Below are 15,985 nucleotides of genomic sequence, written 5' to 3'. Positions count from 1 at the left end.
TCCAGAATGGATGGAGGTGTGTTGCGATCCAGCCCGCCGCTTCCGGTTTTGGAAAGCCCGGTATGCTCCTTGTCTGTCTGGGGCTGCTTGTGCCGGGCACCATGTCTCCGGTGCGGGCGGACCAGCTTAATGTCGTGCCGGTGGCGGCGGTCAAGGCAGTCGCCAGCGATTATCAGCCGAAACTGACATTATCCGGTGCGATAGCGGCGCGTTCGCTGGTCAATGTTTCGTTCCGTTTGAACGGTCAGGTGGTGCGGCGGCTGGTCGAGATCGGCCAACATGTGGAAAAAGGGCAGCCTCTCGCCAGTATCGACGATGTCGAACAGCAGGCCAATCTGCGCGTTGCACAGGCCACCAGTGACGCCGCGCAGGCGCAACTCGTGCAGGCGCAGGCCAATTTTGTGCGGCAGAAGGCTTTGCTGGCGCAAGGCTTCACGACGCGCAGCACCTATGACCAGGCAAACCAGAATCTTCAGACAACCCAGAGCGCTCTTGCCAGTGCCGAAAGCCAGCTCAAGGATGCGCGCGACCAGTTGTCCTACACTGAATTGCAGGCGCCTGTTTCAGGCGTGATTACCGCGCGCAACGTCGAGGCCGGGCAAGTGGTACAGGCGGCGCAGACGGCGTTTTCTATTGCCGAGGATGGTCCGCGTGACGCGATCTTCGATGTGCAGGAAACGCTGGTCAACCATGCCAAGATCGGTATGGGCGTAACGATTGCGCTTCTGTCCGATGCTTCGATCAGCGCCGAAGGCAAGATCCGCGAAATTTCGCCGGTGGTGGATGCGCAGACGGGCACTGTGCGGGTGAAGGTGGGAATAGCGCAAACGCCACCGCAGATGGCGCTCGGAGCCACGGTGACGGGGACGGTGCATATGGACAGCGTGAAAGTCGTTGTGCTGCCGTGGAGCGCGATGACGTCGGATGCAGGACGCACGGCTGTCTGGAGGCTCTCGAAGGATTCCAAGGTGGCAACGCTGGTTCCGATAAAAGTGCTTGCCTACGAAAAGGGGCGGCTGCTCGTCGAGGGTGGCCTGCAGGAGGGCGAGCTGATCGTCACCAAAGGCGCACAGATGTTGCGTTCCGGCGAACCGGCTGATGTCGTGCAGGAACAGGAAGGGCTCGTTGCACAATGAAGTCGGCAATCCAGTTTCGTGCGGTCTGGTCAATGGGCTATGTCGTCATGCTTGGCGCAGCGGTTCTGCTCAGCGCCTGTGGCAAGGAAGAAGACAAACAAGCGGATACGGACATTGCGCGCCCGGTTCTGTATATGGTGGTTGAACCCAAGCCTGTAACGCAGACGGGTTTTGCAGGTACGATAGAGCCGCGTTATTCCACCGATCTTGCGTTCCGTGTGCTCGGGCGGATTATCAATCGCCCCGTTCAGGTGGGTGATCTCGTGAAGAAGGACGAGATGGTTGCGATGGTCGATCCATCCAATCTCGATCTTGCCGTTCAGTCGGCACGGGCCGATCTGGCGAGCGCCGAAGCGCAATTTGCCAATGCCTCGGCAAGCGAGGAGCGCCAGCGTATCCTGCTCAAGGGCAATAATGTCTCGCAAGCCGATTACGATGCGGCGAGACAGGCGCGCGACAGCGCCGAGGCGGGGCTGGAAAAGGCTCAGGCGGGGCTGAAAAAGGCGCAGGACCAGCGCAGCTATGCCGTGTTACGCCCGGATTACGACGGCGTCATTTCGGCAACGAATGCTGAAGTTGGTCAGGTGGTTGCGGCGGGGCAGACCGTAATGACGGTCGCGCGTCCTGATATCCGCGAAGCAGTGCTCGATATTCCTGACAGCATGACGCAATATTTTGAGCAGGGCACGCCATTCAATGTACAGCTTCAGGCCGATCCGAAAGTGACGGGACAGGGAACAGTGCGTGAGGTTGCGCCCCAGGCAGATGCACAGACGCGCACGCGACGTGTCAGAATTGCTCTCGATAATCCGCCGGAAGGCTTTCGCCTTGGCGCTACGATCCGGGCAGCCATGGCTGCACCCGAACAGAACCTTGTGACGATGCCAATTCGGGCCCTGCGTGATGAAAACGGCAAGACAGGCATCTGGGTCATCGACCCGCACAAGCAGACGGTTTCCCTTCATGATGTGCAGGTTATCGAACGACGCGGCGACAGCTTTGTCGCCGGGGGTGTCGATGTCGGCAGTTACGTTGCGATTGCCGGTGTGAACGAGTTGAAGGAAGGACAGAAAGTCCGCCTGGACGCGAAAGGAACGGGCCTGTGAAGAAGGGTTTCAATCTGTCTGACTGGGCTCTGAATCATCGGTCCCTCGTCTGGTATTTCATGCTCGTCTTTCTGGTGGCAGGCCTGATTTCCTACATCGATCTCGGTCGCGAGGAAGATCCGGAATTCACCGTCAAGACGATGGTCGTACAGGCCAACTGGCCGGGTGCTTCCGTTGAGGAAACACTCAACCAAGTTACGGACCGGCTGGAAAAGAAGCTCGAAGAGCTGGATACGCCCGACTATACGCGTAGCATAACTACAGCAGGCAAGTCGGTTGTGTTCGTGTTTCTGAAAGATACAACGCGCGCCGAACAGGTCAAAAAGTCCTGGACCGAAGTGCGCCACCTTTTGAACGATATTCAGAATACGCTGCCGCAGGGCGTTTATGGACCGTATTTCAACGACCAGTTCGGCGACGTTTACGGTAACGTCTATGCCTTCACGTCGGATGGTCTTTCCATGCGGCAGTTGCGCGATTATGCCGAGAGCACGCGGACCAAAATTCTGACACTGCCCAATGCAGGCAAGGTCGAGTTGATCGGCGCGCAGGACGAGGCGATTTATCTGGAGTTTTCGACACGCCAGATTGCGGCGCTGGGATTGGACCAACAGGCAATCCTGCAAGCCTTGCAGGACCAGAACGCCATTACGCCTTCCGGTGTCGTGGAAGCCGGGCCGGAGCGCATCAGCGTGCGCGTCAGCGGGCAATTCAATTCGGAAGCCGATCTGCGTGCAGTGAATTTGCGTGTCAATGATCGCTTCTTCCGTCTTTCCGATGTCGCGACGATCACACGTGGCTATGTCGATCCGCCCGCATCCATTTTCCGGGTCAACGGGCAGGATGCGATCGGTCTTGGCATCGGCATGAAGCCGAATGGCAATCTGCTTGAGTTTGGGGCAGCCCTTGACAAGATGATGAGCCAGGTGACGGCGGAACTGCCGGTTGGCGTCAATGTATTCAAGGTCGCCGACCAACCCGAAGTCGTCAAGGATGCAGTTTCGGGCTTTACCAGGGCGCTCTTCGAGGCCGTCGTTATCGTTTTGGCCGTGAGTTTCGTCAGTCTGGGCGTCCGAGCGGGCTTTGTTGTTTCTCTGTCGATCCCGCTGGTGCTGGCAATAACCTTCCTGGCAATGTCGCTGATGGATATTTCCCTGCAACGCGTATCGCTTGGCGCGCTTATCATCGCGTTGGGCCTGCTGGTCGATGATGCGATGATTGCGGTTGAAATGATGGTGGCGCGGCTCGAGCACGGTGATCCCATCAACAAGGCCGCAACCTATGTCTATTCGCATACGGCGTTCCCGATGCTGACGGGCACGCTCGTCACCATTGCAGGGTTTATACCGATCGGGTTGAACAACAGTCAGGCCGGTGAGTATACGTTTACATTGTTCGTGGTGATCGCAGTTTCGCTGATTGTCTCGTGGATCGTGGCGGTTCTGTTCGCGCCTCTGCTGGGTGTCACTTTCCTGCCGAAGAAGATGAAGGCGCATGAAGAAAAGCACAGCCGCTTCTTCATGATCTTCTCGCAGGTCCTGCTGGCATCCATGCGGCATAAATGGATCACCATCGCCACTACCATCGCGCTCTTTGTTGTGTCGGTTTTCGGCATGGGCTTCATCCAACGACAGTTCTTCCCGGAATCGGACCGTCCGGAACTGGTGCTCGACTGGACGCTTCCGCAAAACAGCTCCATCACCGATACCAGAGCACAGATGGAAAAGTTCGAAGCGACGATGCTCAAAGACAATCCCGATATAGATCACTGGAGTACCTATATCGGGGAAGGTGCCATCCGCTTCATTCTTTCTTTCGATGTGCAGCCTGCAAATCCGTATTTCGGGCAGATGGTCGTCGTTGCCAAGGATATCGAAGCGCGTGATCGGCTCAAGCAGAAGTTCAACGAGGTTCTGCGCAAGGATTACGTCGGTACGGACGTCTATGTAAAATATCTGGAGCTTGGACCGCCGGTTGGTCGTCCGGTGCAGTATCGTATCTCGGGACCGGACATCCAGAAGCTGCGTGGCATCGCGCAGGATTTTGCCGGTATCCTGAGCGCGGATAAGCGGCTCGGTGTCGTCAACTATAATTGGAACGAACCGGGGCGCGTCATTCGCGTCGACGTTATGCAGGACAAGGCAAGAAAGCTCGGCATTTCGTCAAAGGATATTGCAACCACCCTCAACGGTATCGTTGGCGGGATCACAATCACGCAGGTGCGGGATTCGATCTATCTGATTGATGTCATAGCTCGGGCGCAGAAGCAGGAACGCGACTCGATTGATACGCTGCAAAGCCTTCAGATCGCGACCGGTAACGGGACGTCGGTGCCCTTGGCGGCGATTGCGAATTTCCGGTACGAACTGGAGCAGCCGGTTATCTATCGTCGTTCGCGCATTCCGACGATTACGGTCGCTGCTGGCATCATCGACAAGACGATGCCGGACACGATCGTCAAGGATCTGGCGCCAGCAATCAAGACTTTCGCCGACAAGCTGCCATCGGGATACTATATCCAGACGGCAGGCACGGTGGAGGAAAGCGGCAAGAGCCAGGGACCTATTGCTGCTGTCGTTCCGCTGATGCTGTTCGTCATGGCGACGGTGCTGATGATCCAGCTTCAAAGCTTCCAGCGGCTGTTCCTTGTGGTGGCTGTGGCTCCGCTCGGTCTGATCGGTGTGGTGGCAGCCCTGCTACCAAGCGGCAAGCCGCTCGGCTTCGTGGCAATCCTCGGCGTGCTGGCATTGGTCGGTATTCTCATCCGAAACTCGGTCATTCTGATCGTGCAGGTCGAGGAACATATCACCGAGGGCATGCATCCATGGGATGCGGTGACACAAGCCAGCCAGCACCGTATGCGGCCCATCGCGCTGACAGCCGCGGCGGCCAGTCTGGCGCTGATTCCGATTGCGCGTGAAGTGTTCTGGGGGCCGATGGCCTACGCCATGATGGGCGGTATCATAGCGGGCACGGCGATCACGCTCCTGTTCCTGCCGGCGCTCTATGTCGCCTGGTTCCGGATCAAGGAGCCGGAGCATAAGCCGGATGAGCCGCCAGCCGAAGCACATCCTGCGCAGCAACTGCATTAAACAGAAAGCCCGGTCACGACCGGGCTTTTTTCATGAGATTGTTACTTGCTATTGGTTCTATATAGGTTCTATTATGTAAAGCATGAATAGAACCACATTGATCACGGCTATCGAAGAGCGCGGTTTGCATGATCCGCAGCTTACAGGGCCGCTTTACCGGAACCTTGCGCGTATTCTCGGTGAGTTGATCGAGGAGGGGCAACTGGCGCCCGCTGTCGGATTGCCGCCGGAGCGAGATCTGGCCGAGCAGCTCGGCGTCGGTCGCATCACCGTTCGCAATGCGTATAAGGAATTATTGACGCAAGGCGTAGTGGAGGCGCGACGCGGCAGCGGGACTTTCGTTGCCGAGCGGCCTGCCCGTATCAGCCAGCATCTCTGGCGGCTGACTTCGTTTTCCGAGGACATGCTGTCACGCGGCAAGGAGCCGGGCGCGCGCGTTGTCACCAACAAGGTCGACAGGCCGTCGCCCGACGAGGCTTTCCGGCTGGGGATCGGTGTCGATACGACGGTGGTGAGGCTGGATCGTCTACGTCTTGCCGATGGCGTTCCTATGGCCTTCGAGCGGGCTGTGGTTCCTCGCCATTATCTGGATAAGGATCGTGTCGAAGAAGCCTCGCTTTATGGTGCATTGGCGCGGCGTGGCCACAAGCCGGTGCGCGCCTTGCAGCGCCTGACAGCAGTTACACTCGACCCCGGTACGGCACGCCTGCTTGGCGTGCACAGGGGTGCGCCCGCGCTTTTGATCGAGCGTGTCTCGCATCTCGAGGACGACCGGATCGTCGAATATACCCGTTCGCATTATCGCGCCGATGCCTATGACTTCGTCGCAGAACTGAAAATTGGAGAATGACTATGAACAGCCCTTCCTCCCTGATGCTGCAGGAAACCGAACAGTCACCTGCCGTCGTCGCCGGTCTGCTTGAGAAGGAGGCAGGCACGTTCTCGGAAATCGCGCGCATTTTCCAGAAGAACGAGCCTGCCGTCATCACGACTGCTGCGCGCGGTTCGTCCGATCATGCAGCGACATTCTTCAAATATCTGATGGAAATCACGATGGGCATTCCGGTAGCGTCCATCGGGCCATCGGTGGCATCCGTCTACGGTTCCAAGCTGAAGCTCAAGAACGGACTGCACTTCACCGTGTCGCAGTCCGGCGCGAGCCCGGACATTGTTGCAGCGCAGGAAGCTGCCAAAAAGGGCGGCGCAACCACAATTGCGGTCGTGAATGTCGTCGACAGCCCGCTTGGCAATGCCGCCGATGTCGTGCTGGCGCTGAATGCCGGTGAAGAAAAGAGCGTTGCCGCAACCAAGTCGTTCATTGCTGCGGTTGCAGCGCTGTCGGGCGTAGTCGCATCGGCCAGCGGCGATGCAAGCCTGCAGGCCGGGCTGCAACGCCTGCCGGAAGCGCTTTCTGCAACACGGCCCGATGGTCGCGAAGCTGTTGAAAATCTGCTTTTCAACGCTCGCTCGCTTTATACCGGCGGTCGCGGCACGGCCTTTGCGATTGCGCTCGAAGCAGCGCTGAAGGCAAAGGAAACCGCCAATATCCATGCGGAGGCATTTTCGCTGGCGGAATTGATGCACGGGCCGATGCGTCTTGTGGAAGAGGGGTTCCCGATCATTTCCTTCCTGCCGCGTGATGAAGCTTTCGACACCAACATGCAGGCCCTGAAGCGACTGCATTCCTTTGGCGCGAGCATTGTGTCGCTGTCCGATGCTGAAACGCCGGGCTTTCGACTGCCATCGGCAAGCACGGGTAATGCGCATCTCGATCCGCTGGTTTCCCTCATCAATTATTACCGCGTCATTGAAGCGGTCACGCGCCGCAAGGGTTTTGACCCAGACAAGCCGCGCAATCTCAACAAGGTTACGGTGACGGTATGACCAGGAAATCGGCAATAGCAGGCGCGCGCATTTTTGATGGCGAGCGCTTTCATGACCAAAGCGCGCTGGTGTTCAGCGATGGCAAGATCGAAGCCATTGTGCCGGAAGCAGCCCTTGGCGAGGCCCATCAGATCGAGCGCCTGAAGGGCGGCGTCATTGCGCCGGGTTTCATCGATGCGCAGGTGAATGGCGGCGGCGGGCGTATGCTCAATGATCAGCCGACGCCGGAAACCATGTTCGTGCTTGCCGAAGGTCACCGTAAATACGGTACGACAAGCCTTCTGCCGACGCTGATCACCGATACAACGCCGGTACGCGACCGCGCCATTGAAGCGGCAATTGAAGCGGTCAAGGCCGACAAGGGCGTTGCCGGTCTCCATCTGGAGGGGCCGCATCTGGCCCCGGCACGGAAGGGCGCTCATCTGGCGGAACTGATGCGTCCCGTCAATGATGCCGATATTGCGCTCTATATCCATACGGCAAGGCAGGTCGGGACATTGCTGGTCACGCTTGCTGCGGAACAGGTCACACCTGAGCAAGTGCGCCGCCTGAGCGAAGGCGGTGTCGTCGTCAGCATCGGCCACAGTGACACAACAGCCGAAGAGGCGTTCAAGCGCTTCGATGCCGGTGCACGCAGCGTCACCCATCTTTTCAACGCCATGAGCCAGATCGGCCATCGTGCGCCGGGGCTTGCCGGTGCGGCACTCGATCATCCCGACATCTGGTGCGGTATCGTTGCCGATGGCCACCATGTTGATCCGATGGCGTTGCGGCTCGCACTTCGAGCAAAGCGGGGAGATGCCCACCTTTTCTTCGTAACGGATGCCATGGCTCTGGTTGGTTCGGACTCTGAAAGCTTCGAAATCAACGGGCGTGCTGTCCGTCGTGTGCCGGGCGGTATCTGCTCCAAGCTTGTGCTGGCGGATGGCACCATTGCCGGTTCCGATCTCGATATGGCATCGGCGGTGCGTTTCGGGGTGGCCGAACTGGAGCTGACGCTGGCCGAGGCACTGCGCATGGCGAGCCACTATCCGGCACGCTATTTGCGTCTCAATGATCGCGGCACGTTCCGTCCCGGCATGCGGATGGATGCAGTCCATCTTGACGACGGGCTGTTTGCGAAAGCCACATGGCTTTCGGGCGAAAAGCAGATAGCAGGGTAAGGCTGATGACGGAAATCACCGATCGTTATTTCAATGATCTGATAGCCCGGCTTTCCGGTCTGCGTGATCGCCTTGCGGAGCCGATGGCCAAAGCCGCCGAACTCATCGCCACGGCGGCCAAGGCGGATCGTCGGGTCTATGTGTTCGGCACCGGCCATTCGCATATGATGGCGGAAGAGTTGCATTATCGCGCGGGCGGACTGGCGATTACCGTGCCGATCCTTTGCGGCGCGATCATGCTGCAGGATGGCGCGGTGGCAAGCTCGCATTTTGAGCGAATTGAAGGGGCCGTGTTGCCCATTCTCGAACGCTACGGCATTCGCGAAGGCGACGTGTTGATCGTCGTGTCGAACTCCGGCGTCAACGCCGCTCCCATCGAGGCGGCACGCTTTGCGCGGGAGAAGGGGGCCGCCGTCATTGCGGTTACCTCCGTCACCTATTCCAACGCCATCGCCAAAGGCCGCACGCAATTGCTTTCTCTGGCCGATGTCGTACTGGACAATGATGCGCCTGCGGGCGATGCGGTGCTGGAAGTCGAAGGCAGTGCTTTGAAGGTCGGTCCGGTTTCGACTGCCCTTGGCGTCACTATCCTCAATGCCATTTTTGCCGATGTAGCGGCAAGGCTGGTGGGAGAGGGCGATGCACCAATTTATCTGAGCGCCAACATGCCGGGCTCCGGCGACGTGAACCGGGAACTTGTCACCCGGTATCGTGACCGCAATCCGCATCTTTGATCAAATTAGAGCAATCTTTCTTCCAAAGTCGCTTGATAGCGCAATCCGGTCAGTGCATTACGCATTCTGGCATGGCGGGGGCCGCATCGTGAACTAGTTTCAAGGCGCGTGCCCTGGCTTGCGCCTTCGAAAATTTGAGGAAGTCCGATGCATAATTTTGTCCTGACCGTCACCTGCAAGTCCACCCGCGGTATCGTAGCCGCGATTTCGGGTTATCTTGCGGGCAAGGGTTGCAACATCATCGATAGCGCCCAGTTTGACGATCTGGACACCGGCCGTTTTTTCATGCGCGTCAGCTTCATCTCCGAAGAAGGTGTCGCTCTCGATGTTCTGCGTGAAGGCTTTGCGCCCGTGGCAGCTCCGTTCGAGATGGAATTTGAATTCCACGACAATGCGCAACGGACTAAAACGCTTCTGATGGTTTCGCGTTTCGGCCATTGCCTGAACGATCTGCTTTATCGCTGGAAGATTGGCGCGCTGCCGATTGATATTGTCGGCGTGGTGTCGAACCATTTCGATTATCAGAAGGTTGTCGTCAATCACGACATCCCGTTCCACCATATTGCAGTCACCAAGGCCAACAAGCCGGAGGCAGAACAGCGCCTTCTGGATATTGTCGATGATACAGGCACCGAGCTGGTGGTTCTTGCACGTTACATGCAGGTTCTGTCCGATCAGCTGTGCAAGAAGATGTCGGGCAAGATCATTAATATCCACCATTCCTTCCTGCCGTCCTTCAAGGGTGCGAACCCTTACAAGCAGGCTTATGAGCGCGGCGTGAAGCTGATTGGCGCGACGGCACATTATGTAACCGCTGATCTTGATGAGGGTCCGATCATCGAACAGGATGTGGCGCGCATCACGCATGCGCAGAGCGCAGCCGATTACGTGTCGATTGGCCGTGATGTTGAAGCACAGGTTCTGGCACGTGCAGTTCACGCACATATCCATCACCGTTCGTTCCTCAACGGCAATCGTACAGTCGTATTCCCGGCTTCGCCCGGTTCCTTCGCCTCCGAACGCATGGGGTGATATTGTCGCTCTGACGGCCTGCAAATCGCGTCTTTTTGCGCTTCCGGTGCTCACGTACTCAAGTACGCTGCGCGCCGGTTCTCAAAAGCCACGATTTTCGGCTCGCCATAACGACAATCTCGCTAATCGCGAATGTTGAGATAATAAAAAACCCCGCCAAAAGCGGGGTTTTCTTTTGATCTATAATAAGACCGATTAGTCGATGTCGAAGGAAACGCCCTGTGCGAGCGGCAGAGCTTTCGAGTAGTTGATGGTGTTGGTTGCGCGGCGCATATAGCCCTTCCACGCATCCGAACCGGATTCGCGACCGCCGCCGGTTTCCTTTTCGCCGCCGAATGCACCGCCGATTTCAGCGCCCGAAGTGCCGATATTGACGTTGGCGATGCCGCAATCCGAACCTTCAGCCGAGAGGAAGCGCTCTGCTTCCTGCAGGTTCAGCGTGAAGATCGAGGACGACAGGCCTGCGCCGACTTCGTTATGGCTCGCCAGAACGTCGTCGAAATCGGAATACTTCATCACATAAAGGATCGGAGCGAAGGTTTCTTCGAGAACCGGGCCTTCCTGCTTCGGCATTTCGACGATGGCCGGACGCACATAGTAAGCGTTTTCATGGCCGGTATCGACGCGCTCACCACCCTGAACCTTACCGCCGTGAGCGGAAGCTTCCTTGAGGGCCTTCTGCATGTTGTCGAAGGCAACCTTGTCGATCAACGGACCGACCAGAGCAGTGGTTTCAAGCGGCGAGCCGACGGAAACGCTGGCATAGGCCTTCTGCAGGCGCGGGACGAGAGCGTCATAAACGCTTTCATGAACGAACAGGCGACGCAGCGTTGTGCAGCGCTGGCCAGCGGTGCCCATGGCGCCGAAAGCAATTGCGCGCAGCGCCATGTCGAGATCGGCCGACGGGCAGACGATACCGGCATTGTTGCCGCCGAGTTCGAGGATCGCGCGAGCGAAACGCTTGGCAAGACGCGGACCAACTTCGCGGCCCATGCGGGTTGAGCCGGTGGCCGAGAGAACCGGAACCTTCGGGCTGTCCACGAGGACTTCGCCGATTTCGCGGTCGCCGAGCAGTACCTGCGAGAGGCCTTCCGGTGCATCGCCGAAACGCTTGAGGGCGCGCTGGAAGATTGCATCGCAGGCGAGAGCGGTGAGGAGGGTCTTTTCAGACGGCTTCCAGACAACCGAGTTGCCGCAAACGATGGCGAGAGCTGCGTTCCACGACCAGACGGCCACAGGGAAGTTGAAGGCGGAGATGACGCCGACAACGCCGAGCGGATGCCAGGTTTCCATCATGCGATGGCCAGCGCGTTCGGTTGCAATCGTCAAGCCGTAGAGCTGGCGCGACAGACCGACAGCGAAATCGCAGATGTCGATCATTTCCTGCACTTCGCCGAGGCCTTCCGAAGTGATCTTGCCAGCTTCGATCGAAACGAGGCGGCCGAGATCTTCCTTGGAAGCGCGCAGTTCTTCGCCCAGAAGGCGGATCAGTTCGCCGCGCTTCGGTGCCGGAACGTTGCGCCAGGCGCGAAAGGCTTCATCGCCCTTGTCGATGATCTTGGCAGCGTCGTCCTTGCTGTGGGTCTTGACCGCAGCAATCTGTTCGCCCGAAACGGGGCTGAAACCGGCAAGGTCGCCGCCGGTATAGGCGGATGCATCTACGCCGAGTTTGGAAAGCAGATCGGCGGCTTCCTTCTTCACGTCGATTTTTCTAACAGCGGTGTTCATGGCTTTCCTCTCTGTATGAGTTGTTTGCGCATAATCCTGTCCGAAAAGTCTGCAACTTTTCGGGGTTATGCGTTTATTCTGCCGCTTCGAGGCCCTTCAAGCCTGCCTTGACGGCTTCGATGGATTCGCGTTCGATGCGGGCATAGTGCTCGAATTCATTAAGCACTTTTGCACCCAGATCATCCTCGAAACGCTTCTGGTTGGGGCTTTCAACAAATTCCTGTGTGTCGTCATCGCCCAGATTGGACTGGAATATACCGGCAGCACTCACCGGCAGGAAGTCCTCATAGATGATCGGGTCGAACTGAACCGCACCAGCTTCAATCAGAACCTCAATATCGGTGCCCGGCCTGTAAGCTTCAAGCTTTGCAGCGTCCTTGACCGAGTAGGCGAAGTAGCCGAGGCCTTCTTCACGTACGCCAGCCCATGTGTCCGGGAAGGCGGCAAAAGTGTCGCTCAGCGCCTTCACATATTCAGCCGCATTCGAGCCGTCAGGAGCTGGGCGCGCAACGGCGCGGGTATCGTTGAGCAGCTTGTCGTAAAGAGCGCGGCCCTTTGGCGTAAGTGCTACGCCGCGCTGTTCGATCTCGCCGAAACGGGCAGTGTGCGAGCCTGGCGTCCAGGTGCCGTCTGCACTGACGAAGGACACTTCTTCTTCCAGCGCCTTGAACGAGGTCTGGCGCAGAAGGATCGGGCACTTGCGGGTTGGTGGGCCTTCGACGACTGCCTTCGGATTGATGCCGCGATCCGGCATCTGAGCCTGCACGGCGTCGATGTCGAGCGTACGCGGCGTCAGATGGTTGATATGCGGGCCCTTGAACGACACGACATCAGCGATCAGGCGATGTGCGTCATGCAGGCGATGATAAAGTTCGGCGCTGACATTGGCATGGTCGTGCCAGCGGAAGGTTTCCAGCACTTCTGCGACAAAGACTTTTGCGTCGTCGTCGTTGAGGCCGCCTTCGACTTCAGCCTTTTCGACAAGTGCGATGGCGCCTGCGGTGAAGATGTTGCGCTTCGACAGGACTTCTTCCGATTCGGCGCGTAGCTTTTCGTCGGCAATGAGGTCGAGACGCAGCAACGAGGTGAAAACACGGAACGGATTGTGTTTCAAGGCCGCGTCATCGACCGGGCGGAAGGCGGTGGAGTGAACCGGAACACCGGCAGCGCTCAGATCGTAATAGCCGACCGGGAACATGCCCATGACCGCAAAGACGCGGCGCATCATGGAAAGTTCGGCGGCGGTGCCGAGACGGATTGCGCCGTGGCGTTCTTCTGAAATGCGCTCAAGCGAATCTGTTTCCGTCAAACGTTCATGCAGGTGGCTGTCATCGGCCAGCACCTTGGCATTCACATCGGCAACGAGTTCCATCAATGTGCCATAAGCAGGGACTTCCTGCTTGTACATGGCGGACATCGCAGCCGAGAAGGCAGAACGGATGGCGTCCGGCGAAACGAATTTCTGGTCTTTCATGGCGAAAATTTCCGTCGAGTGGGGCATCTTCGGGTGGTGCATGTCTTGTTTGGGAGGATCATGCATGGATTATGATGAAAATGTATCATATAGACCGTTTTGCGGTTATGCTTGCGACGAAAGCAACTATGTTAATGCGAGAATGGAATGAAGCTGAGCAGACGACTGATCCCGGACATCGCCACGCTGCAGGCATTTGAGTGCGCCGCCCGTCATGGCAGTTTCACGCAGGCTGCGCATGAGCTCAATCTCACCCAGAGCGCCGTCAGCCGTCAGATCAAGGATCTTGAAAGCCAGCTTGGCGTCCTGCTGTTCGAGCGCATCCGCCAGCGCATTCTGCTTTCCGATGCAGGCAGGAAATTTCTGCCGGAAGTGCGGCGTCTTCTGAACCAGACGGAAGATACGATGTTGCGTGCTATGGCTTCGGCGCAATCAACCTCTTCTTTCAGTGTGGCGACCCTGCCGACATTCGGCACGCGCTGGCTGATGCCGCGCATTTCCGATTTTATCGAAAAGCATCCCGGCATTGCCATCAATGTCGCGTCGCGCTCTGGTGTCTTCGATTTCGAGGAGCAGCCATTCGATCTGGCCATCCATTATGGACAGCCGGTCTGGGCACATGCCACCTGTACCTTTCTGTGCAGTGAAGTAATTGTGCCGGTCGCCAGCCCGAGCCTGTTGAAAGCGCGCCATCCATCGGCACCGGAAGAGCTTGAAAACGAGCCCTTGCTGCATCTTGCGACGCGGCCCAAAATGTGGGCGCAATGGTTTGAAAGCTGCGGTGTCGAGGGCCGGTCTGCCTATCGGGGGCACCGGTTCGATCAGTTCTCGATGGTCATCGGCGCGGCACTGGCCGGTCTGGGTTTTGCTCTTCTGCCACTTTATCTGATTGAGCAGGAGTTGCTCAGCGGTGAGCTGGTCATGCTTTTCGAGAAGCCGATGCGCACCGAGAACGAATATTATCTGGTTGTACCGGAAGGAAAACTGGAAAATCCGCTGACGCAGGTGTTCTGTCAGTGGATTGCCGGGCAAGTCGGGAACACGGATTATTCGATGCTGGTTCATTCCAAACCGGAATGAATTGTTGCGCAAATAACGCTGTCCAACAGGCTTTCGCGGCGTGAAATAGAAGCAGTCGGGCAGGGTGCCCGTAATCCACGAGAGCGGTCGGTCATGAGAAAAGATCGGAAACCGCTCTAACTATTTGTTTTTACGCATTTCCGAACGCAAAACAGCTTCACATATTTGCTGGAAATGCTCGGTATGAAATGGTTGCTCTCTATGTTGAACGATCCGCGCTCCCATGGTCTTTGGGAAAAGACCGCTCCTGCAGCTCCCAAGACGACTGCGCTGCAAGGTGATCTGACTGCGGACGTGGTGATCGTTGGGGGCGGCTTCACCGGCCTCTCGACAGCTCTGCATCTGGCCGAGAAAGGCACGCGTGCCATCGTCCTCGAAGGTATCGAGATCGGTTATGGCGGTTCGGGCCGCAATGTCGGTCTGGTGAATGCCGGCATGTGGGTCATGCCGGATGATCTGCCCGGCGTGCTCGGCCAGAAATATGGTGACCGGTTGCTTGATGTCCTCGGCAATGCGCCGAAGCTCGTCTTCGAAATCGTTGCGAAGCACAAGATTGCCTGTGAAGTCGAAAAGCAGGGCACGCTTCACTGCGCCGTTGGCAAAAAGGGCCTGAAAGAACTTCAAGACCGCCACGAGCAGTGGGCGCGCCGCGGCGCGAATGTGAAGCTGCTCGATGCCAAGGAAACCGAAGCCAAGGTTGGAACCAAGGCTTATGCCGGATCGCTGCTTGATCTGCGCGCCGGTACGATCCAGCCGCTTGCTTATGTGCGCGGGCTTGCCCACGCCGCCATTGCCGCTGGCGCGACCGTGTTTACCGGAAGCCCGGTGATCGGAGCCGAGGAAAAGAACGGCAAATGGGTGGTCAAGACCGCCAAGGGTTCCGTGACGGCAAACTGGGTCGTTGTGGCGACAAATGCCTACACCAATGCGCCATGGCCGGAAGTGCGCGCCGAGCTGGTTCACCTGCCATATTTCAACATGGCCACGAAGCCCCTGTCGGATAATATCAAGCGTTCCATACTGCCGGAACGTCAGGGTGTGTGGGACACGAAGGAAGTTCTTTCGTCCTTCCGTTTCGACCAACAGGGTCGCCTTGTCTTCGGAAGCGTTGGTGCGTTGCGCAATACGGGTGCTGCCGTGCACAAGGCATGGGCGAAAAAATCGTTGAAGCGTCTGTTCCCGCAGATTGGCGAAGTCGAGTTTGAAGCCGAATGGTATGGCAAGATCGGCATGACCAATGACAGCCTGCCGAAATTCCATCGCCTCGCGCGTAATGTGGTCGGGTTCTCCGGTTACAACGGTCGCGGCATCGCGCCGGGAACAGTCTTCGGGAAATTGCTTTCGCAGCTCGTTTCAGGCGAGATCAAAGAAGATGATCTGCCGCTGCCGGTCAGCGATCCGAAAGAGCAGAATTTCCGTGGTCTGCGCGAAGCCTATTACGAGGCCGGTGCTCAAGTTGCGCATGTCGCCGAGATCGTTATCTGATCTGTTGATCTTTTTACCGGGAATGCGTTTGCGGTTGTCATAAAACCGCATTGTAATTCCTCTAATGCCAT

Annotated in this window: 12 protein-coding genes; 10 read left to right on the top strand and 2 right to left on the bottom strand. The window is 57.7% G+C overall.

What is annotated here, in order from left to right; genetic code table 11:
• Positions 1-62 precede the first annotated feature (62 nt).
• The 8 genes from F9K91_RS02615 to purU all read left to right on the top strand — a co-directional run bounded on the left by F9K91_RS02615 (position 63) and on the right by purU (position 10,147).
• Positions 63-1,136: an efflux RND transporter periplasmic adaptor subunit gene (locus F9K91_RS02615; RefSeq protein WP_412842139.1), complete on the top strand. Its 1,074-nt coding sequence runs from the start codon at positions 63-65 to the stop codon at positions 1,134-1,136.
• A complete protein-coding gene (locus F9K91_RS02610) occupies positions 1,133-2,242 on the top strand; it encodes an efflux RND transporter periplasmic adaptor subunit (RefSeq protein WP_151677128.1) in 1,110 nt (369 codons plus the stop codon). Before F9K91_RS02615 ends, F9K91_RS02610 begins: the two co-directional genes overlap by 4 nt.
• Positions 2,239-5,334 (top strand): efflux RND transporter permease subunit, encoded by a 3,096-nt coding sequence (locus tag F9K91_RS02605; protein WP_151677127.1) that lies wholly within the window; start codon positions 2,239-2,241, stop codon positions 5,332-5,334. Before F9K91_RS02610 ends, F9K91_RS02605 begins: the two co-directional genes overlap by 4 nt.
• Before the next feature lie 82 nt (positions 5,335-5,416).
• Positions 5,417-6,184: a GntR family transcriptional regulator gene (locus tag F9K91_RS02600; RefSeq protein ID WP_151555964.1), complete on the top strand. Its 768-nt coding sequence runs from the start codon at positions 5,417-5,419 to the stop codon at positions 6,182-6,184.
• A 2-nt stretch (positions 6,185-6,186) separates the two neighbouring features.
• The gene (locus F9K91_RS02595) at positions 6,187-7,218 is read left to right on the top strand and encodes an SIS domain-containing protein (RefSeq protein ID WP_061345837.1); all 1,032 of its coding nucleotides are present in this window, start codon (positions 6,187-6,189) and stop codon (positions 7,216-7,218) included.
• Complete coding sequence (gene nagA / locus F9K91_RS02590) at positions 7,215-8,381, top strand: N-acetylglucosamine-6-phosphate deacetylase (protein ID WP_151677126.1); 1,167 nt, start codon at positions 7,215-7,217, stop codon at positions 8,379-8,381. Before F9K91_RS02595 ends, nagA begins: the two co-directional genes overlap by 4 nt.
• Positions 8,382-8,386: 5 nt before the next feature.
• Positions 8,387-9,115 (top strand): SIS domain-containing protein, encoded by a 729-nt coding sequence (locus tag F9K91_RS02585; protein WP_061345839.1) that lies wholly within the window; start codon positions 8,387-8,389, stop codon positions 9,113-9,115.
• Between the two features lie 147 nt (positions 9,116-9,262).
• Positions 9,263-10,147 carry a formyltetrahydrofolate deformylase gene (gene purU / locus F9K91_RS02580; RefSeq protein ID WP_061345840.1) on the top strand — a complete coding sequence of 295 codons (885 nt, stop codon included), beginning with the start codon at positions 9,263-9,265 and terminating at the stop codon, positions 10,145-10,147.
• Positions 10,148-10,342: 195 nt separating this feature from the next.
• On the opposite strand, the gene amaB is transcribed toward purU, so the two are convergent.
• Both amaB and hglS read right to left on the bottom strand, forming a co-directional pair.
• The gene (gene amaB, locus F9K91_RS02570) at positions 10,343-11,875 is read right to left on the bottom strand and encodes an L-piperidine-6-carboxylate dehydrogenase (protein WP_151652579.1); all 1,533 of its coding nucleotides are present in this window, start codon (positions 11,873-11,875) and stop codon (positions 10,343-10,345) included.
• 73 nt (positions 11,876-11,948) lie between these two features.
• Positions 11,949-13,349 (bottom strand): 2-oxoadipate dioxygenase/decarboxylase HglS, encoded by a 1,401-nt coding sequence (hglS, locus tag F9K91_RS02565; protein ID WP_151652578.1) that lies wholly within the window; start codon positions 13,347-13,349, stop codon positions 11,949-11,951.
• A gap of 147 nt (positions 13,350-13,496) precedes the next feature.
• On the opposite strand from hglS, the gene F9K91_RS02555 reads away from it, so the two are divergent.
• Both F9K91_RS02555 and F9K91_RS02550 read left to right on the top strand, forming a co-directional pair.
• Positions 13,497-14,429 (top strand): LysR family transcriptional regulator, encoded by a 933-nt coding sequence (locus tag F9K91_RS02555; protein WP_061345843.1) that lies wholly within the window; start codon positions 13,497-13,499, stop codon positions 14,427-14,429.
• Positions 14,430-14,630: 201 nt separating this feature from the next.
• Positions 14,631-15,914 carry an NAD(P)/FAD-dependent oxidoreductase gene (locus F9K91_RS02550; RefSeq protein ID WP_151652603.1) on the top strand — a complete coding sequence of 428 codons (1,284 nt, stop codon included), beginning with the start codon at positions 14,631-14,633 and terminating at the stop codon, positions 15,912-15,914.
• Positions 15,915-15,985 lie beyond the last annotated feature (71 nt).

It is taken from the genome of Brucella tritici (genome assembly GCF_008932295.1).
Classification (GTDB): Bacteria; Pseudomonadota; Alphaproteobacteria; order Rhizobiales; family Rhizobiaceae; genus Brucella; species Brucella tritici.
This window is presented reverse-complemented; position numbering and strand designations above follow the sequence as displayed.